17 protein-coding genes are annotated in these 18,661 nt (G+C 63.6%); 12 read left to right on the top strand and 5 right to left on the bottom strand.

Going from position 1 to position 18,661, the window contains the following annotated elements; translation table 11 throughout:
* The first annotated feature begins 10 nt into the window (after nucleotides 1-10).
* From IMX13_RS15480 to IMX13_RS15460, 5 genes are all read left to right on the top strand, one after another.
* On the top strand, nucleotides 11-1,330 hold the full coding sequence (locus IMX13_RS15480; RefSeq protein ID WP_193396685.1) for a retropepsin-like aspartic protease: 1,320 nt from the start codon (nucleotides 11-13) through the stop codon (nucleotides 1,328-1,330).
* A gap of 636 nt (nucleotides 1,331-1,966) precedes the next feature.
* Nucleotides 1,967-2,521: a hypothetical protein gene (locus IMX13_RS15475; RefSeq protein WP_164972387.1), complete on the top strand. Its 555-nt coding sequence runs from the start codon at nucleotides 1,967-1,969 to the stop codon at nucleotides 2,519-2,521.
* A gap of 68 nt (nucleotides 2,522-2,589) precedes the next feature.
* Complete coding sequence (locus tag IMX13_RS15470; RefSeq protein ID WP_193396684.1) at nucleotides 2,590-3,879, top strand: retropepsin-like aspartic protease; 1,290 nt, start codon at nucleotides 2,590-2,592, stop codon at nucleotides 3,877-3,879.
* Nucleotides 3,880-3,927: 48 nt separating this feature from the next.
* Nucleotides 3,928-5,205 (top strand): HlyD family efflux transporter periplasmic adaptor subunit, encoded by a 1,278-nt coding sequence (locus IMX13_RS15465; protein WP_080375280.1) that lies wholly within the window; start codon nucleotides 3,928-3,930, stop codon nucleotides 5,203-5,205.
* Between the two features lie 110 nt (nucleotides 5,206-5,315).
* Entirely contained in the window at nucleotides 5,316-5,873 is a 558-nt protein-coding gene (locus IMX13_RS15460) for a hypothetical protein (protein ID WP_053517850.1), read from the top strand.
* Between the two features lie 112 nt (nucleotides 5,874-5,985).
* Here IMX13_RS15460 and IMX13_RS15455 read toward each other — a convergent pair whose 3' ends face one another.
* The 3 genes from IMX13_RS15455 to IMX13_RS15445 are packed head-to-tail and all read right to left on the bottom strand — an operon-like array spanning nucleotide 5,986 to nucleotide 10,066.
* Entirely contained in the window at nucleotides 5,986-8,190 is a 2,205-nt protein-coding gene (locus tag IMX13_RS15455; RefSeq protein ID WP_164184964.1) for a peptidase domain-containing ABC transporter, read from the bottom strand.
* Nucleotides 8,190-9,014 (bottom strand): Fic family protein, encoded by an 825-nt coding sequence (locus IMX13_RS15450; RefSeq protein WP_193396683.1) that lies wholly within the window; start codon nucleotides 9,012-9,014, stop codon nucleotides 8,190-8,192. Before IMX13_RS15450 ends, IMX13_RS15455 begins: the two co-directional genes overlap by 1 nt.
* A complete protein-coding gene (locus IMX13_RS15445; RefSeq protein ID WP_111187024.1) occupies nucleotides 9,014-10,066 on the bottom strand; it encodes a hypothetical protein in 1,053 nt (350 codons plus the stop codon). The genes IMX13_RS15450 and IMX13_RS15445 overlap by 1 nt, the downstream gene beginning before the upstream one ends.
* Before the next feature lie 169 nt (nucleotides 10,067-10,235).
* Here IMX13_RS15445 and IMX13_RS15440 point away from each other — a divergent pair, with 169 nt between their 5' ends.
* Nucleotides 10,236-10,880 (top strand): hypothetical protein, encoded by a 645-nt coding sequence (locus IMX13_RS15440; RefSeq protein ID WP_193396682.1) that lies wholly within the window; start codon nucleotides 10,236-10,238, stop codon nucleotides 10,878-10,880.
* Here IMX13_RS15440 and IMX13_RS15435 read toward each other — a convergent pair.
* Nucleotides 10,877-11,308, bottom strand: a complete 432-nt coding sequence (locus IMX13_RS15435) for a hypothetical protein (protein ID WP_193396701.1) — start codon at nucleotides 11,306-11,308, stop codon at nucleotides 10,877-10,879. The two genes, IMX13_RS15440 and IMX13_RS15435, sit on opposite strands and share 4 nt — an antisense overlap.
* A gap of 108 nt (nucleotides 11,309-11,416) precedes the next feature.
* Complete coding sequence (locus tag IMX13_RS15430) at nucleotides 11,417-11,824, bottom strand: hypothetical protein (RefSeq protein WP_193396681.1); 408 nt, start codon at nucleotides 11,822-11,824, stop codon at nucleotides 11,417-11,419.
* Nucleotides 11,825-12,342: 518 nt separating this feature from the next.
* Between IMX13_RS15430 and IMX13_RS15425 the strand changes: the two genes are divergently transcribed.
* From IMX13_RS15425 to IMX13_RS15400, 6 genes are all read left to right on the top strand, one after another.
* The gene (locus IMX13_RS15425; protein WP_227255468.1) at nucleotides 12,343-13,533 is read left to right on the top strand and encodes a PAAR domain-containing protein; all 1,191 of its coding nucleotides are present in this window, start codon (nucleotides 12,343-12,345) and stop codon (nucleotides 13,531-13,533) included.
* On the top strand, nucleotides 13,530-14,057 hold the full coding sequence (locus IMX13_RS15420; RefSeq protein ID WP_193396679.1) for a hypothetical protein: 528 nt from the start codon (nucleotides 13,530-13,532) through the stop codon (nucleotides 14,055-14,057). Before IMX13_RS15425 ends, IMX13_RS15420 begins: the two co-directional genes overlap by 4 nt.
* Nucleotides 14,058-14,082: 25 nt before the next feature.
* A complete protein-coding gene (locus tag IMX13_RS15415; protein ID WP_193396678.1) occupies nucleotides 14,083-14,592 on the top strand; it encodes a hypothetical protein in 510 nt (169 codons plus the stop codon).
* Between the two features lie 463 nt (nucleotides 14,593-15,055).
* Nucleotides 15,056-15,349: a hypothetical protein gene (locus IMX13_RS15410; protein WP_193396677.1), complete on the top strand. Its 294-nt coding sequence runs from the start codon at nucleotides 15,056-15,058 to the stop codon at nucleotides 15,347-15,349.
* Between the two features lie 319 nt (nucleotides 15,350-15,668).
* On the top strand, nucleotides 15,669-17,453 hold the full coding sequence (locus IMX13_RS15405; RefSeq protein ID WP_343238051.1) for an AAA family ATPase: 1,785 nt from the start codon (nucleotides 15,669-15,671) through the stop codon (nucleotides 17,451-17,453).
* A gap of 475 nt (nucleotides 17,454-17,928) precedes the next feature.
* Nucleotides 17,929-18,594: a hypothetical protein gene (locus IMX13_RS15400; protein WP_193396675.1), complete on the top strand. Its 666-nt coding sequence runs from the start codon at nucleotides 17,929-17,931 to the stop codon at nucleotides 18,592-18,594.
* Nucleotides 18,595-18,661: the final 67 nt, after the last annotated feature.

Genomic DNA, 18,661 nt, shown 5'->3' with positions numbered 1-18,661 from the left:
CTGGAGTCCCATGCGTCCCCTTTTACTTGCATTGCTGCTCGTTTCATCCTGTGCTGGTGCCGCTGAGACAACCAGCGTCACGCAGATATTCAACGACCCCACGCCGGTCAGCCAAGCGCTGGCTCAAGGTGATGTCGCTGCACTACGGCAGCTGCAGGTCAATGCAACCAATACCGTCGTAAAGAAGATGGCCAGGGCCGCCGAACGCCGCGTTCTGCTGGACGTTCCTGGAGCCCGCGAAGCGTCAGATGAATGTATCCAGATGGCGCAGCAGACTACGCATTTGGCCGGGCTGACTGTCTGCGGAGCACTGCGAGCTGGCGTCGAGGTGGTAGCGGGTGACCTGCCTGCATGGGCACGCCTGTCGATGCAGGCGCGGGAGCGCGTTCGGGCCGCTGCGGAGAAGCGGGGCAAAACATTGGGAAACGTCGATGTATTCACCCGCATTCCAGACTACGCCGCGATGGCCGGTCGGCCCGCTCCCGAAGTCGATTCATCTGGCCAAGGACGCATCGCCCTGCACACAGGAACGGTTACGGTAGCGTCCAGCCAGGATCACGACGGCGGCCGTGTCGCTTATCCCAACATGGCGCAACTGCAGATTGACGGAAAGACTGTTGAGGTTCTGGTCGACACCGGCTCGGCACTGACCATAGTGCATCCCGCGGCGATAACTGCGCCCCCGCTTATGGAGGGATTCACGCTGTCCGGCGTGCTGGGCGACTCACAACAGCGCAGCAGGATGGCCCAGCCGCAGACCCTCCAGTTTGGTCCCTTGATCATCTCGCAACCATTGGTATCCGTCAGCGAACGCATTCCTGCGAACCTTCTTGGCCTCGATGTTCTATCTCGTCTCGGCCGAGTCCTGATCGGCAAGGATGGCCTGCAGGTGCTCGCGGAGGGATCTTCCGCTCCGGCCTGCGACGCCCCGATGTTCTCGGCGGCAGACCTGAGCGGCACGCAGACCGTCCCAAGGTTGTTCATTACTGTTGACGGCAAGCGCCAGGAAGCAATGCTGGATACTGGTAACAGTGGCGAGTTGATGGAAGCCCTGCCAATCGGTGTGGCTCTGCCAGCAGGTCCAGTTCAACACAGTGTTGTTCAAGGCGTACAAGGACAGCAGCGAAGAGCATCGGTCGCGCGCGAGGCCGTTGTGCAGACCTTGGACGGCTCTGCAGAATTGCAGATGAGCACATCCACTGGAAACCATCCAAGCAAGACGCGCTATGTGCTGGGCGGCGGCAGCCTGCGCAAGGTCTCCATCTATCTGGATTTCATCACAAACAAGGCCTGCCTGATGTCTTTGGGGGCTACCCAGTCGGCACATTGATATCGCATCCTGATTGAATCTCCGCATCAGCACAGCCACTCAGGCCAGAATGGAATCAGCCGGCTGATGATGAAGAGACTGATACGATCAATTGAAAGGGTCTGCTGCAGTGCAGAGCAAACTACTCGTATTCGTGGCTGTCGTTGCGATGGCATCCTGCAGCAGCCATGGCGACCCCTATCTGGCGCAGGGCGCTCGTGAAACCACGGCTGCACGCCAATGCATGGACCAGTGTCAGGACCAATATGCCAGCTGTCATTCCGCCGGAAGCAGTAGCGGGTGCCTGGGCTCGGCATCCCAATGGGGTGGCAACTGTGACGAAATCCAGGACAGGGATCTTCGTAGATCATGCCAGGCGAGCGTGGATTTCTGCCGGAATCGCCTTCCGGACATCAAGTGCGGGGAAATACGCGACCGCTGCCTGAGCGCCTGCGGTGGGGGCTAGCGTGTCATGGCAAGCGGCCGCCCAACGAAGCAAGCGCAAGGCGCGTTCATTTTTGTCGTATATCACCCTTCCGTCCGAATCAGATTTTTCTGACAGAGCACCGCCCACTTCGTGTGATACATGTCGGAGCGCCGCATGAAGGCGGCAACGACGCATCCGTACTCAGCATCGGACAAACAAGGAGTTGTGAGATGTCTGCAAGTGGAATTCGTGATCTCTCCCCCGAAGAACGTGCACTGGTCTCCGGTGGCGCACAGGTGGACACCACCGATCTGCCGCCGGTCGATGTGACCCCGCCGGACGACTGGGGTCCCAACCCGGATCCGCCGGACTGGACCGATCCGTGGGATCCGGGCGATGGCGGCGGTGGCGGTGGTGGTGGCGGCGGTGGTGGTGGCGACGGCGGTGGCGAGACCACCTTCAGTTCCAACGCCAGCATTGATGGCAACGGTGTAGCCAGCGCGACCCAGACATGGGTCTTGCAGGACTACAACCTGACCTTCAACCTGACCGAGAACCTGAATCTGACCAATGGCAACTGGGGCCTGGCCGGTAACGGCAGCTTCCAGTATGCAGGTCAGACCTACACCCTGGGCCTGACCACCGATCACTTCAATGTGAGCAACTACAACGCCAGCTTCAACCAGGACTTCGGTAACGGTGTGTCGTTCAACATCGGCCTGACGTTCGATCCGAACACCAACTCGTTCACCGGCCAGTTCAACCTGGTCATCAGCGGGTTCTGACGCTGCACCGGAACATCGGCCGCCCGGGAGACCGGGCGGCCGATACGTGTCACAGAGGAGCTGAGGCAATGAAATTCCTGATGTCCGCAGTGATCGCACTGGGCGTGGCCGCCCCCGCCGGGGCCCGCGATGTGGTCGCTGAAGACAGCCATGGCATCACCGTAGCGGTGATGCAGGGCAACAGAGCAGCCCTGGAGCGGATCGGCAAATCCAATACCACGGCACGGCTGGCCGCACGTGCCGGCTACCACCGCACGCGTGGCGAAATCGCCCAGTCCAATCGCTGGGCCGACACCTGTATCGCCGACGCTGCCGTGGTGGCCGAAAAGAGCCAGGGGGTCATGTACCTGTGCCGGAGCCTGCGTGCCGGCAACCGTCTGCTGGAAGGCGACATCGCCGGCTGGGCCGCCGACATGCAGAAGGTCCGCGCGCTCTATCAACAGCATGTCGCGCCGTCGCTGCGTGCAGGCGAGGAAGTAAGCGGCATCACCGCCCCCGCGTTCGAGTCCTTCAGCCAATGGCCGCGATCGGCCACGCTGGCCGCACCGCCGCCTGCCGGAACCCGCCTGCCGCTGTCGGCCAAGGCCGGTGTCCCTGTCATCCGCGGCAAGATCCGGGGCGGCCAGGATGGAAAGCAGCGCGACATCGACTCCGATTTCATCATCGACACCGGCGCCACCCGTTCGCATATCAGCCGCAAGGCCGCACAGGCGATGGGCCTGGCGGTGACCGACGACTTCGCCACCGACAATTCGCGGCCCGGGCAGACCGTGGCGATCGGCCTGGCCGCTCCGGTCGATGTGCAGCTGGGCGATCTGCACTTCAGCAACGTCGCCTTCACGGTCACCGACCAGATCGAGTTCAACATCATCGGCCTGGACCTGCTGTACCGGCTGGGTCCGCTGGTGCTGCGGCCCACCGAGCTGGAGCTGTTGAAGACACTGCCGGCCGATACCTGCCGGCAACCCCTGGCAACCACCTCTGCACTGTGGGGCGGCCAGTACTCGCTGCGCCTGCCGATGCGCATCGGCAAGCGCGACGAGCTCGTCCTGCTCGACACCGGCACCGATGTCGCACTGGAAGCCTCCGGCGTGAACCTGTCCACCTACCCACAGGCCAGCCTGGTGCAGCGACGCCGCTGGACGATGCACGGCCTGCAACCGGTCCGCTATGCCGAAGCCACCGCACCGGTCACGTTCAATGGCCGCACGGTCACCCTGCAGACCCAGGTCTCCGACCAACCGGCCAACGTGTTCCCGATCTCCTGGCGGGTGGGTTTCGGCCTGCGCGACGATTACGACTACTACGTGGACGTGGCCGGTGGCCATGGCTGCCTTGCGCCCCGAACCGCGCGATGATGTCACTACCCATCCCACTCTCCGCAACGACGCGGCACCGCAGGCCACATGGAACCAGCCAGAAAGGATGAGACGGCGGATGTGATTCCGCTGTTCCGCAACGAAGCGATCGAGGCCGCCACGCAGCGCTTCGGCTCCCCGGTGCAGGCACCGGGTGTCGGCATGTGGCTGGCCACCGGCTTCGTGGTTGCGCTGCTGGGCCTGGCGGTACTGTTCCTGGTGACCACCTCGTTCCCGCGCAAGGAAACCGTATCCGGTGCGCTGGTCCCCTCGCGCGGCCTGTTGCCGATCATCAGCCAGCGCTCGGGCATCGTCAGCAACGTGCATGTGGAGGAAGGCGCGAAGGTCCGCCAGGGCGACCCCATCGTCAGCGTCTCGGTGGATTCGGTGATCGACACCGGCGAAAGCACCGGCGCCACCCTGTCCGGCATGGCCGAGCGCCTCACCCAGGCTTCGGTCGATCGCGAACGCGCCACCGAAGCATCCCTGGAAAGCCAGGAGGCCGGCATCCGCGAGCGCATGCTGGGCACCACCCGCCAGCTTTCGGTACTGCGTGACAACGTCACGCTGTACCAGCAACAGCAGGCCATCGCCGAGAAGACCGTGCACGACCTGGGCCGCCTGCGCGCGGACAAGCTGGTATCCGAACTGCAGTACCGCGACGCGGAGGTGCGGGTACTGAACGTGCGCCAATCGGTGGCCGAAGTGCAGACGCGCATTGCCCAGCTGGAACAGGAGCACGAGCAGATGCGGCACGAGCTGGGCCGCCTCAAGGCCGAGCGTGACGCCAACCGCGCCACCGCGCTGTCCGAACTGCTGGGCGCACGCGAGAAGGCGATCAACTACAAGCTGGGCACGCAGTTCAATCTGGTGGCGCAGTCCGCCGGGCAGGTCACCTGGCTGCAGGCCAAACCGGGCGCCACGGTCACCGCCGGGCGCACGCTCGGGGTGATGATGCCGGAAGGCTCGCAGCTGTTCGCCGAGCTGTGGGTGCCCTCCTCGGCCATCGCCTTCGTCAATGTCGGCACCGACGTGCGGCTGATGTACGACGCCTTCCCCTACCAGAAGTTCGGCGTCGGCCGCGCCCGGATCGTCAAGATCGCGCGCTCACCGACGTCACCGGAGGAACTGCCCGCCGACCTGCAGGCCGTGGAAAGTCAGTACCGCCTGCTGGCCGCGCTGGACGACCAGCAGATGCAGGCCTATGGCAAGGCGCTGGCACTGACCCCGGGCATGCGCCTCAAAGCCGATCTGGTTCTGGAGAAACGTTCGCTGCTGGACTGGCTGCTGGAACCGCTGCTGGCGGCGAAACGACGGCAGGAATGAGGTTGACGGTCGGCGCCGCCGCGGAACCGCAATGCCCACGCTCCGCGCGGAGCTGGCGATGAGGTGGCTTCCATGTGGCGACTTGGCGGCCATTTCCAGGAACAGGAACGATGAACCTCAATCTCTCCCGGAAGCCTTTCCTGCTGCCGCTGTTGGCGTTGACCCTGTCACTCGCATTCCAGGCCTGCGCTGAAGACGGCGCCCGAGGGAAGGACAGCAACGAGAATTCACTTGAAGACGTGATTCAGAAGCTTGCCGATGCCCCTTGGCCGGTGGGCTTCGATTTCTTCCGAAGCATGGGCGCAGGTGAATTCAAGCAGCAGGGCAGCAGCAATGCCGACCCCGTCGTTTTCAGGTCAAGCCCGATCGAGACCCGCGACGGTTACCGGATCGCCTATACCGAATTCCGGATCCATCCGCGCCTAATGCAGGGAATCAGTTTCTTCTATGCCAAGCTGGAACAGGGTCATTGCTATCCCGCTGCGTCCTTGAAGGAAAACTACGCGCTTGAGCAGTTCATGTATCCGCCGAGCCCGCACAATGCAGCCGCTGAACGAGTGAGCAGGGAATCTGCTTACGAGCTTCGTTCCAACGGGACTGTCGTGCACTTCACTACCGATGGATCCCGCGACGAGTGCCTGCTCAGCTTCTATCGCGCCGCACGCTAGGGATATGCGCCCCACCGTGCAGTGAAGGATGGCGATTGTCGGGCGCTGGGCGCCCGGCAATTCTGGCTGGGTGCCCGTGTCGGCGTGGTTTCATTCCTGGCCGTAGCACGCATTAAAGCCGATCTGGTTCTGGAGAAGCGTTCGCTGCTGGACTGGCTGCTGGAACCGCTGCTGGCGGCGAAACGACGGCAGGAATGAGGTTGACGGTCGGCGCTGCTGTGGGCGCCGCTGCGGTGGGCTTGCGGGTATCGCCCACCACCCTGCCCTGGTCGATGCGCACCAGACGGTCGGCCAGGCGCATGGTGTCGGGTCGGTGGGTGATCAGGATGCGGGTGATATCCAGCTGCGCCAGCGCCTGGTAGATGCGGCTCTCGCGCGCCACGTCCAGGTTCGCGGTGGCCTCATCCAGCACCAGGATGCTGGGCTTGCGGTACAGCGCGCGGGCCAGCAGCAGGCGCTGCTTCTGGCCACCGGAGAGGGTCGAGCCCATGTCGCCCACCAGCGTTTCCAGCTGCATCGGCATGCGCTGCACATCCTCCTTCACTGCCGCCATTTCCAGGCACTGCCAGACCAGCGCGATGTCCGGGCGCTCGGCGAAGAAGGTCACGTTCTCCACGATCGAACCGGTCAGCAGCTCATCATCCTGCATCACCACGCCCATCCGCTGACGGACCACGCGCGGGCCCCAGCTGGCGATGTTCAGCCCGTCATAGAGCAGCTCGCCGGCGCTGGGCGGGTACAGCCCGGTCAGCACCTTCACCAGCGTGCTCTTGCCACAGCCGGATGGGCCGGTGATGGCCACGAACTCGCCCGGCGCAATGGCCAGGTTGATGTCCTTCAGCGCCGGCGCTTCCTGTGCCGAGTACTGGAAGTACACCGAACGCAGCTGGATGTGCCCCTCCATGCTGTCCGACGCCGAAGGATCCTTGCTGAAGCCCTCTTCGCTGGGACTGAGGGCAATATCGGCAATGCGGTCCGAATGCAGCTCGGTCAGGCGCCAGGCGATGCACTGGTCCACCAGCGTGGTCAGCCGGTTGCTCAGCTGCTGCCGGTAGGCCACAAAGGCATACAGCGCGCCTACTGTCAGCGTGTTGGCCAGTACCGCCTGGGCGCCGATGTAGACGATGGCCACCAGGCTGAGGCCATCAAGCAGGGTGCGCCCCGCGCCGATGCCAATCTGCAGGTTGGCGCTGTTCAACGAAGCACGCACCAGATCGGCGTACTTGTTGGCCCAGATCGATTCGCGCGAGAACTCGCCGCCCATGGTCTTGATCGACTGCATCGCGCGCAGCGTTTCGATGCGCGTACCGCGCTCGGCGATGTTCGCCTGCAGACTGGCCATGCCCATCTTCATCGACATCGGGATGGCGGCCACCCGCATCAGTACGTACAGCCCCAGCGCAGTCAGTGCGACCAGACTCATCAGCGGCGAGTAGACGAACATCAGCACGATGATGCCCAGCGCCAGCACACCGTCCAGCAGTGCGCCGATGAGCCCGTTGGCGATCAGCTGGCGGATCGGGTCGATCGACTCCATCCGCGACAGCGCATCGGCCAGACGGCGTCGATGGAACCAGGTCAGCGGCAGGCTGACCAGATGATGGAACAGGCGCCGGCTCATGTCCCAGCCCATCAACGCCGACGCCCGCTGCAGCGTGACCCCGCGCAGCGCCTCGGCCAGGCTGTTGAACACGGCCACCGCACCGAACCCCAGCGCGAGCGCCATCAGGAAGCCGCGGTCGCCGCGCAGCACACCCTCGTCCACCGCCAGCTGCATGAAGAACGGTGACAACAGCACGAAGCCCTGCAGCAGCAGCGTATAGACCAGCGTATGGAACAGCGCGGTGCCGACGCCGCCCTTGAAGCGGATCATCGACCAGATGTTGAGCGGCGAACGCTGCTTGCGCGGCCGGAAGCTGGGTGAGGAACTGACCTCCACCGCGATGCCGGTGAAGGCCTGGGAGAGCTCCGCTTCGCTGAAGGACAGCGAGCCATGGGCCGGGTCGATGATGTGGTAGCGGCCGCGTGAGACCTTCTCCAGCACCACGAAATGATTGAGCTTCCAGTGCAGGATGGCCGGCGTGCCCAGATGCTGCAGATCGCTGGGCTCGCAGCGCACCGGCCGGCACTGCATGTCCAGCGCGCTGGCCAGCGCGATCAGCTGGTTCAGGTCCACACCGCGCTGGGAGTTGTGGTACTTGCGCCGCAGCTCGCTCATTTCCAGATCCGCGCCCAGCATGGACGAGCAGATCGCCAGGCATGCCAGCCCGCATTCGCTCACTTCAGACTGCACCCGCCAATAGCGCTTGTTGAACATCAGACATCCTCGTTCCGGTCGGGCATGGCCGGCTGCTGTCCCAGCCATGCATACAACTCGATTGCCGTGCAGTGCCAGGCGTACAGCCCTTCCCAGCGACCGTACAGTTCCGCCTCGCGCAGGCGCACTTCGTAGCCGCCACGGGACAGCACCGTCAGCACCTTCAGCGGGATGAAGCAGGCCTGCGGAAGCCCGGCGCGGTGCAGGCAGAAATTGAACAGCGCGCGCCCCAGCCGGCCATTGCCGTCGGCAAAGGCATGCGCATTGTTGGCCAGCGCCAGCAGCTGCACCGCAGACCGCAGGCCCTCAGCCGGATCGGGCGCGGCCCGTTGCCGCAGCAGCTCGTCCCAACGCGCGGCCCCCTGCAGGGCCGGCACCATCGGCAGCTGCGCGCGCCCATCATGGGCGCGGATCCATACCGGCCCGCTGCGCAGCGCGCCGTCACCGCCGGCGCTGAGCGAGACGAAGCGCTGTACATCGGCCATCGACAGCGGCCCCTGCACGGCGCGGTGCCACTGCCGATAGACGTCGGCCTCGGCAGCCTCCGCCGCAGCCAGCGCGGCCAGATCGAACGCCGGCATCTGCATGTGCGCCGACAGCGGATGGCGCAGCTGCTGCACCGCCGCCCGCAGCCGCGGATGCCCGCGATGGGACCACAGCGTTTCGCAGGGCTGCGCACAGGGCAGCAGTGCGGGCAGCCTGAGGTTGCACGCCTGCAGCCGCTCTGCCAGCGCCGGGGACGGCTGCGGCGGCGGCAGCGGCATCAGCGCCCGTTCGGTGGCGACGGGGATATCCGTGGGCGCGGTGGCCAGGCGTGCGGTCATCACTGCCCCGTCCCGGTACCCGGCAGCAACAGCACCAGGCCATGTTCGCGCGCTTCGGTGCCCGGCCGGCGCGATTGATACAACTGGGTGAAGTACGAGGTCAGCTTGACCATCAGCCACGGCTCGGCGTCGCACGGCACGAAACGCATGTCGATGTGTTCAAGCAGGAACTTGCGGGTCAGCCGCTGCAGGGCACGCCCCGGCTCGAAGCGGACGTCTGCCCGCGCACTGTAGAACACCACGATGTCCAGATCGTTCGGCACGGCATTGGAGACGTCCACGAAGCTGCCGCCCACCAGACAGCAGTGCACCTGCACCACCTGCGCCAGGTCGGCGAGTGCGCGCCCCAGCGCCGCCAGCCGCACCCGGCGCAGGCTGCTGCCGCCGAACGCGCGCTCGAAGGCCGCACGGTCGGCCAGCCAGGGTGAGGCATTGCCCGGTGTACTGGCAGCGATGGGCAGCAGGTACTGCGGCAGGCCCGCATCCACGATGTGCTGGAAGGGGGTTTCCACGGCGCCGGCGGGCGCGGCACCGGCCGGTCGGGCAGCGGGCGCCGGGCCCGCAACGCCCAGGTAGGCACGGATGCGCCCTGCCTGTGCGCGCACCAGCGCGGCCTGGTCCGGGAACACCGCGACCGAGACGTAGGCGAAGCGGTCGGCCACTGAAAGTGAAAGCGCATCGAATGCCTTGCGCACTGCGATGCGCTCGTCGGCGGGGAAATCACGCTCCGGGAAGCGGGCGGCATCGGCCGACGCCGCCGTCGGCGCCGAGCACCGTTGATACAACCCGGCGTTGACGATGGCCAGATCCAGATCGGAAAACGCGGGATCGAAAGCCGCGCCATCGCGCAGCGAAAAGCCGAAGCGGGCCGAGCCGACAATCTGCACATCGGCCACCGGCACCGCCAGCAGCTGGCTCACTCCCCGCAGCAGCGGCGCAAGGCTTTCGCTGTCGCCTGCACACAGTGCCGGCCCATCCAGCGCGGCCTCGGCGATCTGCTCGGCCGCCACACTGCGCGCGTGCTGTTCGCGAATCCATTCAGCGTAGTTCATCAGGCATCCAGGCCAACGGTGGAACGTCTCAACGCTAGCATATCCACGCGTCGGGCTTGTGCACGCAGCCCCGCAAATACATGCCTGAACAGGCAGCGCAATGCGTCGGACCAGTACCGCTGCCGCAGAGCGTGGTCTACTGTCGTCCCCCAAGGATGAGGCACATCGCATGATCCACCCCCGTTCCGCGCTCGGACGCGCGTTGCCGCTGGCCCTGCTGGCCCTGCTCTCGGCGTGCCAGAGCGAGAAGGTCGGCGAGTTCTTCAACCCGCCGCAGGAGGTGCAGGCGCACAGCGAGTTCCGCATCAGCGGGCTGCCGGCGCTGGCCTACCCGAATCTGGTCTCGTCGGCCTCGGTGGAAGGCGGGCAGGCCCGCGTCGATGGCAATGGCCCCGGTTACATGGACCTCCAGTTCTTCCCCATCACCTCCGCCGATGCGCTGGACAGCACCGACGCTGCGTCGGCCCGGCAATCGCAGTACCGCGCGCCGGATCTTTCCGGTATCGACTTCAGCACGCAGTTCGCCTTCCTGGTGGCGCACCCGGAGCTGTCCGGCTATGCCGCGATGACCAGCGGCCAGTACGCCACGTTCTTCAGCACGGTGAAGGTGGCGTACCTGGACGACCGCGTCGTGGTGCATCTGGACGCCAGCCGGCTGGGCAACATCAATCCGATCACGGCCCTGGGCAGCCCCTGGGCCGGCAAGCTGTACACCCTCGAACGGCGCGGCCGGACACAGCTGGAAGTGAAGCTTTACGAGAACCGCTACCGGTTCACGCTGGTGCCGGACACCGCGCCTCCGATGGCGCCCTAGCGGACCTTGTACAGCACCGCGGCGCCAGGGCGCGGCTCGAAGGCCGGCACGGTCTGCTGGCTCAGCGCCCTGCCCTGGGCATCCCACACCAGGGTTTCCACCGGGTACTCGTCCTTGCGCGTCATCGCGTCGATCTGGCCGATGACCACGGTCGCTGCCGCTGGAACGTCCGGGTTCCAGCCGAACACACCTACCCGGCCGTAGAACACGGCCGGCGCGCTGGCGTCCAGGCGCCGGTCCGGGCACATCACCAGGCCACGATCCAGCATCACCCGCAGCGCGCCGACCGGGACCTTCTTCACCGTGGGCGTGGTGCGCTCGGCGCTGTGGCCGGGGCAGACATTGGCGGCGCGGGTGACCATGTGTTCGGCCACCTCGCGATCGGACTGGGCGAAGGCCAGCGTGGGGGCGAGGCAGAGTGCGAGCAGCGTGAGCGAGGACATCCGGGTCATTGCAGGTTCCTGTTCGGGGTGCGCAGCGACCTTAGCAATGGCGGACGGCGGAAATGCAAACGAGGCGTGAGGGACAACACGCGCTCAGGGAACGAGGCAGCGCTCGATCTGCAGCGACAGCGCATGGCAGGCGTCGAACATGCCATGGACCAGCGCCGCCGAGGGATAACAGTCCGGATCGTCGTTTTCCCGGGCCACGTGGGATGCCTGCAGCACTGCCGTCAGCGCGGTGATACCGGATGCGCATCGGGTCGCCAGGGCCAGATCGAACGCACGCCCCGGGCTGAGGCGGGTTTCGGTCCAGGGCTGGCCATCCGCGCGCAGGTTCCTGCCATGGCCCAGCAGATGGGTGAAGTACGCGGACGGTGGCGAGGACGCGGCGGCATCGCTGAGGGCGTCTTCCATCTTTTCAGCAAGGGCGTCGGGAAGATCACGCAGCGCATCGCCGAGCAGGGCGTGCAGGCGGGGATAGTCGGGGCGCAGATCAGGCATGGCGGCAACCTCACAGGTGGGCCACCTGCAAAGGCAAGGTGGCGGACGGTGCGGGTTGGCGTGCCGGATACATGCCGCAGGAAGCCGGCGGATCAGTGATCCCCACGCACCATCCGCCATGAACTGGCAGAGTGATGCATTGTCGCGATTGCAGTTTTCACCGCAACCGCGACGCCGCGCGTCATGTAAGTTCGGGACGCCAATCCCGGCCAGGGCGGGTGCCTTGGCGCGGCCATCGTTTGCCCTGCGCGGCCTCTGGAAAAGAGGCAGATGCGGCATTTGGCGCAGCACGCGACAGAGCGCCGCGAGTGAAACATCAACTTGTGACCGCTTTCACTCGACGTCGCTGACCGAGGCACGCCTGCGTTGATCCAGAACCCGCAGCACCACGGCGGGTCGCGACACACAGCGGCCCCGCCATCGGCCTCGCCGCCTATTCAGCCAACCCGACCTGAACCGGCGCATCATGGAGCCCTGGTCTGCAATGGAAGCGAACCATGGGACGGAACTGGATTGTGATGGGGGACCCGACCTCCAGCGGCGGACGGGTCATCACGGCCTCAAGTGAAACCGACATCGACGGCATCGGCGTCGCGCGGGTCAGCGACAAGGCGACCTGCCCTACCCTGCATAAAGGCGTCTTTCCAATTGTTGAAGGCGATGCCACCTTGATGGTGGACGGCCAGCCGGTGGCGTTGCACGGCAGCGCGCTGGCCTGCGGCTGCCGGGTGTTGTCCAGCCAGCAGGCCGTGGTGCATGTCACGGGGGGCGGAGGGGGTGGTGGCGGCGGCGGGGCCGCAGGCGGTGCCGGCAAGGCGGCCGCGGTCGCCAGCACGGCCGCACAGCTGGCGCGCGCACTGCCCACCGCGTTCGATCAGGCCATCCGTTTTCTCGGCCTGCAGGGCGCACCGTTGGCCGAGGTGCCGTACACGCTGCATCTGGCCGATGGGCAGACCCTTTCCGGCACCACCAATGCGCAGGGCGAGACGGCGCGGGTATCGACCGCGCAGAGCCAGGCCATCGTGCGTGCCGAACTGCGCCCGCCGACACAGCCGACCGGCTGCTGTGCGCGCACTGCACCGGCCAGCACCGACGAAGCAGAAGTGTTCGATGTGGACGGTGTGGTGACCACCGCCGAGGGCATGGGCACCTCCGTGGTACCGGTAAGCGCGCCTGGCCACGAACGCACCATGACCGCCGGCGAGATAGAAATGGCACGCCTGGTGTTCGGCGATGCAGTCGACTACAGCACCGTGAAAGTCCATAACCACGGCTACTGGATGTTCTTCGGCTTCCAGGACAAGGACACCGCCGTGACGCCCAACGGGCAGATGTATTTCCCGAAGGGTATCTATCGGGAGGATTACTCCGCCGACGACATCGATTTCCAGCAGTTCTTCATCCACGAGATGACCCACGTCTGGCAGTATCAGCTCGGCTACAACGTCAAACTGGTGCGGGCGCCCCGGCCGAACATGAGCTACGACTATCTGCTCGACGAAACGCGCCTGTTCCATGAGTACAACATGGAGGCACAGGGCAATATGTTGGCAGATTACTTCCTGGTCACCTTCCGTGACTCCCAGTGGCGCATGAACAATGTCCGTTACCGCGCGACAGCTGACATCGGCGCGCAGCTGGAACGCGCCCTCTCCCAGTTCCTTGCCGACCGCAGCAGCAAGGACAACCTGCCGAGGACGACCCGATGATGCGCGTGCGATTGCCAGCAGCCCTGTTTGGCCTGCTGGGTCTGCTGCTGCCGATGATGGCCAGTTGCTCGCAGCCGCGAGGAACCTATCAGCGCGCAACGATCCAGGAGAGAGAAGGCACACTCTGTTTTGGTGTGCCCGACACGCGTGAAACGCGTGACGCTCCCCCGCTCATCGCCGGCGTGACAGTAACGGAAGTGGGTAAAGGAAATCAGCCTGTATGGCAGCGCATTTTCCTGCGCGAAGGGGCTCCCGAACCTGCGATGCCTCCAGACCAGTGCTTGACGTATGGCGCAGGCAAGACAGCCGCCCCGGCACTGGGGGCGGGCAAGTATTACCAGGTGGTTCTCTCGGGCTACACACCCGGCGCGCCAGGCAGGGAGGGCGAGGCGCAGAAGCGAGTCTTCAACGCCTGCTTCCATGTTGAGGACGTCGCTGGCAAAGGCGCGGTGAAGCCCGTCGTTTCGGACTGCGCAACGGCGTCCTCTTCCGCACTACGATCTGCGCAGCCAGCCGGCAAGTAGCGGATGCCTCTTCGTGGACGACGCCATGACGAGACTGCCGCTGACCTTGCTGGGCCTGTTGCTACCCGTGATGGCCAGCGGCTCATCGCCAGCCGGCCGCTACCAGCAGGCGACGATACAGGACCGTAACGGCGTGCCCTGCTTTGGCGTACCCGATACCCATGAAACGCGCGCCAGCGCCCCCCTTGTCACCGGCGTGTCAGTCATGGAAGTGGGCACCGGTGGCGTCCCGCTGTGGGAACACGATTTTCTGCGCGAAGGGACAACCGAACCTGCGCTGCCCCCCAGCCAGTGCCTCACCTATGGCGAGGGCGCGGCGTCCGCCCCCGCGTTGCGGCCGGGCAAGCGCTACCACGTGGAAATATGGGGGCGCACGCCCGGCACACCGGGCAGGAAGGGTGAAGCACAGGCGCGTGTGTTCAGTGCCTGCTTTCATATGGTGGACGTGGCCGGTAATGGCATGAAACCCGTCATATCGGACTGCGCGACCGTGGTCTCGGCTGGGCCGCCATCGGCGCGAGAAGACGGCACGTAGCAGAACCGGCTGAACGTCGTTAGCGCCAGCGCCCACGGGAACAGCCTTTCCCGGGATCCACCGGCAGTGATGCCTGTCTTTCATGCCCACAGCGTCCGACGGAGATCGGTAACTGGATCGCCTTCTGCAGCCAACAGGCCCCGCATCAGGCGCTGAGGATGATGACCCGGATGAAGCCTATGCCGCTACATTAACCGCGTGACCTGAGCACAAAGCGGTGCGTCATTACAGCTCAGCGCAACGCCATGGCCAACAGGATGAAGAAGAGCGCGGCCACCACTCGCCGCGGACGCTGACCGAATCGGGCGTCTTGGCGATGACGTATCGCGCCCGCCTCCTGCCGCCGGGCACCCTGACCAACCAGCTCCCCCGACACGCACGGGAACGACGGCGACGGGTGACCGCGCCAGGGGGAAGCTGCCACGCGACAGGCCACCGCTACGCGGGAAGCGATGGCCCGGCTATGGACGATCCCGAACACCGCGCGCGAATATCCGCGCAGATGAAGGCCAGGTGGGCGGACGCCGCCTATCGGGAGCGCGCCCGGGGCTTCCACCGTTACGAGCGCACCTACCGCTGGCAGCACGTCGCGTCCTGGCGGATCGTCTCCCGGACCAAGCTCGAAATGCGCGAAGAACACGGCCTCCGGCCCACATCGCTGGACGGCCTCGTGGCCGGGCGCATCCAGACCTCGCATGGCTGGCGACTCGCGCCGCGGTGGCTGCTGGGCGAAGGGCCGCAGCGGGCCTTCCCCTGATCCAGGGCCGGGCTTGTTAAGCCAGAGCGGCACCCCCAATATAGTCCAAAAGGATCGTAGCTAGGGGGCCCATATGCGATTGGAGTCGTTTACTGTAAGTAATTACCGATCGATAAACGACAGCGGAGAGGTCAAAGTATCTCGCATCACTGCGCTACTGGGCCGAAATGAAAGCGGGAAATCTAATCTTCTCAAGGCACTAGAAAGCCTCAAGCCAGCTGGAGGAATTAAGGAGCTCAATTCAACCAAGGATTTTCCTAGGGACAGGAAGCTGTCTGACTGTACAGACGACACGCAAGTTCTCGACTCGCGCTGGGAGTTGAACGACGATGACCGCGATGCCCTAGCTGAGGTTTTCCCTCGTGCTGCGAACGCGACCCATACGACTGTAGGGCGACGTTATGGCACGACGCGATACATCGGCTTCGAAGGATTGCTGCCGCTTGAGTTCAATGCTACGGAAGCCAAGCAATCGGTGAAGAAAATAGCAGCTGCAGCAAGAGCAGCAGCGGACAAGCTAGAAGAAGGTCCGAAGGCAACTCTCTCAACGGCTGCAGACACCTTCGAAGCTCAATCATCGTCGAAGAAGACCGGCCTTACATTCGCGCAAGAACTGTCATCCGCTATCAAAGCCTTCCGGAAGGCGCTGGCAGGCGCGGATGCAGAGCTAACTGCCAAGCAAGACGAAGCTCTTGACGCGCTGGACTCGTCCTGCGACTCGTGCATCAATGATGAAGATGAGAAGGCGGCCGGCAGGGAATGGGTCTCATCGAATCTCCCGATTTTTGTATTGATCGATGAATATCCTGAGCTACCCGGCAAGCAAAACATTTCTCAATACCTTCATCGGAAGCAGCATGGTCAGCTCACCGATGAGGATCGGTGTTTTGAGAAGCTCTGCAAGGTCGCTGATCTTGATCCCGCCAAGTTGCAACAACTTCTTAGCAAGGCTGATGCTGAAACGCGAAATCAGCTCGTCAATCGCGCAGGTGCGCTTGTCACGAAAGAAATTCGACGGCTGTGGAAAGATCGCGCCCTCAAAGTTCGATTCAATATTGACGGCGACTATTTCGAGACGCTGGTGTCGGACCCAAATACAGTCTACGAGGTGGAAGTAAACCTCGAAGATCGGAGTCGCGGTTTCCAGTGGTTCTTCGCCTTCTATATCGTATTTGCGGCTGATACCCAAGGGGGTTCTGCCGACAACGCAATCTTGCTACTCGATGAGCCCGGCTTGTATCTTCATGCACGTTCTCAGGGGGACCTGCTTAAGCATTTTCGAGACGACTTCAGCAATCAGATCATCTACTCGACCCACTCACCTTTCATGGTGCCGACGAATGATCTTGATTCTGTGCGAACCGTAAACATCGCCGAGGACAGCGGTACGACTGTGTCCAACGACCCATCCGGCGACGCGCGGACTCTTTTCCCCCTTCAAGCGGCACTCGGCTACGACCTCGCCCAAAGCCTGTTCGTTGGGCCGAACAATTTGGTGGTCGAAGGAGTCACGGATTACTGGTACCTGAGTTCTGTGGGTAGTCACTTCGCTGATAGCGCGCTCCCAACGCTGAATCCCGAGATCACGATGACACCTGCGGGCGGGGCGCAAAAGGTCTCCTACATGGTGGCCCTCCTGAGCTCCGAGGATTTGAACGTCTTGGTCCTGCTCGATAGCGAGAAGGACGCAAAGAGCACGAAGGATGAGCTAGTAAAGAACAAGCTCATCGCCCAGCAAAATGTGCTGTTCGTCGGTGAATCTTTCCCGACTGCGCCTGCTGAGGCGGACATTGAGGACATGCTCGACCCTGGGGTGTTCGAGCAGCTTGTGAGGGAGTCCTATGTTGCGGAGCTGAAGGGCAAGAAGCTCGTTCTGAATACCAGCATTCCCCGGATCGTGAAACGGTTTGAAGCCGCCTTCTCTGATCTCGGAATTCCTTTCCACAAGACCCGCCCTGCACGCCTCTTCTTGAAGAAGATGGCAGCCGAGCCGGAGAAAGTCCTGCCACAGGAAAGCGCCGACCGATTCGCGGCACTGTTCAAGTTAGTCAACGAAAGGCTCGACAAGTCGAGTGCAAAAGGCGGCAAACCCTTCAATGCGTGATACCAAAAGGCCGCCCTTTCGAGCGCGGCCTTTGAGCCATTCGCTATGAAGTAGGGTAAGAAAACGGGGAAGTTCTAGAACCACTAGAATTTCCCACGGTTTTATGAAGATGGCGGAGAGAGTGGGATCGGATCAACTTAGGTCTAACCCCTTCTCACCATTGCAGGAAGCCTGACTGATAGGTTTCCTTCCGATGTTTCCTCGATCATAGCCTCCGGCTGCCCCTCCGATCCACTTCCACCGGTCCATTGCCCAGGCATCCCACCTTCTCCGATCACCGCAGACTAAAGGCTCGACGCCGGGATGGTTGAGGACGCTCTTTATAACCGCGGGATAGCCTCTCACAACCCGGTGGCCGTTGCTGGCCAAATTTCGAGTCCGCCACAGACACCTCCGCCGTAGGACCTGTCGAGGAATCTCACCCGGTGAGAAGACTACGGTCTAGTCTGGCTAAAATTCCGGGGGACCTTCAGACATGCCCGACACCTCGCGAGCCCCTATCCCCGACACGGCCGAGCTGCTGGCACTGCTGAAGAGGCCGCGCAAAGAACGGTCGATTGCAGCAAAGATTGAGCGATGGTGCGTAGTGGTCGGCACAGTCATCGGACTTTTCATCCTAGTTGTAGCAGGACTGGGCTTTGCCGAATTCCTAACCAAGTCCATCACCAGATACAGCTTGATGGTCTTGTTGGTCGCCTTTGTCACCACCATTTTCGCCTTAAGTTTGACGCAGGTTGTGGACGTTCTCCTTACGCTTAAGGCTGGGTATCGCAAAGCCGCCGCACAAGTGGATGCAGACATCGTGCTTGAAAGGACGATCATTGCCCGGCTGACCCGCTGCGAGCCGACTCTCCTCCGGGAGCATGGAAGGCAGCTGGACATCAAGGCAAAGCTGCTTACGAAGAGGTCTCAAATGGGATCGGTGTTGGCAGCCGTTGGCGCGGTCGTCATCAACCTCCAAGCAGCCGGCGAGAACGCCGCGATTTGGGGGAAGTTCCAGTTTATCCCGCCCCTGGTTCTTGCCGGAACTTTCGGGGTGCTGGCTGCGTCCGCGGCGCTCATCATGTTCGCAGGCCAACTGGAGCGACTCTCAGGCTTGGCCATCCTGGCAGCCGACCGAGTGGAGGCTGGCGAAAAATAGTCTAGTTCAAGCCCCGTGCTCAGGATTATGATTGATTCAGACCCGGAGCCGAAAGGTCACAAGACGG

This window comes from Stenotrophomonas sp. B2 (assembly GCF_014947095.1).
GTDB lineage: Bacteria > Pseudomonadota > Gammaproteobacteria > Xanthomonadales > Xanthomonadaceae > Stenotrophomonas > Stenotrophomonas maltophilia_P.
The sequence above is the reverse complement of the archived record's forward strand: the minus strand, read 5'-3'. Positions and strand labels throughout refer to the sequence as shown.

Coding starts and splice junctions, on each gene's coding strand:
- IMX13_RS15425 (WP_227255468.1), top strand. CDS start 12,343: ATGGGGGACCCGACCTCCAGCGGCGGACGGGTCATCACGGCCTCAAGT.
- IMX13_RS15440 (WP_193396682.1), top strand. CDS start 10,236: ATGATCCACCCCCGTTCCGCGCTCGGACGCGCGTTGCCGCTGGCCCTG.
- IMX13_RS15450 (WP_193396683.1), bottom strand. CDS start 9,014: ATGACCGCACGCCTGGCCACCGCGCCCACGGATATCCCCGTCGCCACC.
- IMX13_RS15420 (WP_193396679.1), top strand. CDS start 13,530: ATGATGCGCGTGCGATTGCCAGCAGCCCTGTTTGGCCTGCTGGGTCTG.
- IMX13_RS15415 (WP_193396678.1), top strand. CDS start 14,083: ATGACGAGACTGCCGCTGACCTTGCTGGGCCTGTTGCTACCCGTGATG.
- IMX13_RS15480 (WP_193396685.1), top strand. CDS start 11: ATGCGTCCCCTTTTACTTGCATTGCTGCTCGTTTCATCCTGTGCTGGT.
- IMX13_RS15475 (WP_164972387.1), top strand. CDS start 1,967: ATGTCTGCAAGTGGAATTCGTGATCTCTCCCCCGAAGAACGTGCACTG.
- IMX13_RS15410 (WP_193396677.1), top strand. CDS start 15,056: ATGGACGATCCCGAACACCGCGCGCGAATATCCGCGCAGATGAAGGCC.
- IMX13_RS15430 (WP_193396681.1), bottom strand. CDS start 11,824: ATGCCTGATCTGCGCCCCGACTATCCCCGCCTGCACGCCCTGCTCGGC.
- IMX13_RS15470 (WP_193396684.1), top strand. CDS start 2,590: ATGAAATTCCTGATGTCCGCAGTGATCGCACTGGGCGTGGCCGCCCCC.
- IMX13_RS15400 (WP_193396675.1), top strand. CDS start 17,929: ATGCCCGACACCTCGCGAGCCCCTATCCCCGACACGGCCGAGCTGCTG.
- IMX13_RS15455 (WP_164184964.1), bottom strand. CDS start 8,190: ATGTTCAACAAGCGCTATTGGCGGGTGCAGTCTGAAGTGAGCGAATGC.
- IMX13_RS15445 (WP_111187024.1), bottom strand. CDS start 10,066: ATGAACTACGCTGAATGGATTCGCGAACAGCACGCGCGCAGTGTGGCG.
- IMX13_RS15460 (WP_053517850.1), top strand. CDS start 5,316: ATGAACCTCAATCTCTCCCGGAAGCCTTTCCTGCTGCCGCTGTTGGCG.
- IMX13_RS15465 (WP_080375280.1), top strand. CDS start 3,928: ATGGAACCAGCCAGAAAGGATGAGACGGCGGATGTGATTCCGCTGTTC.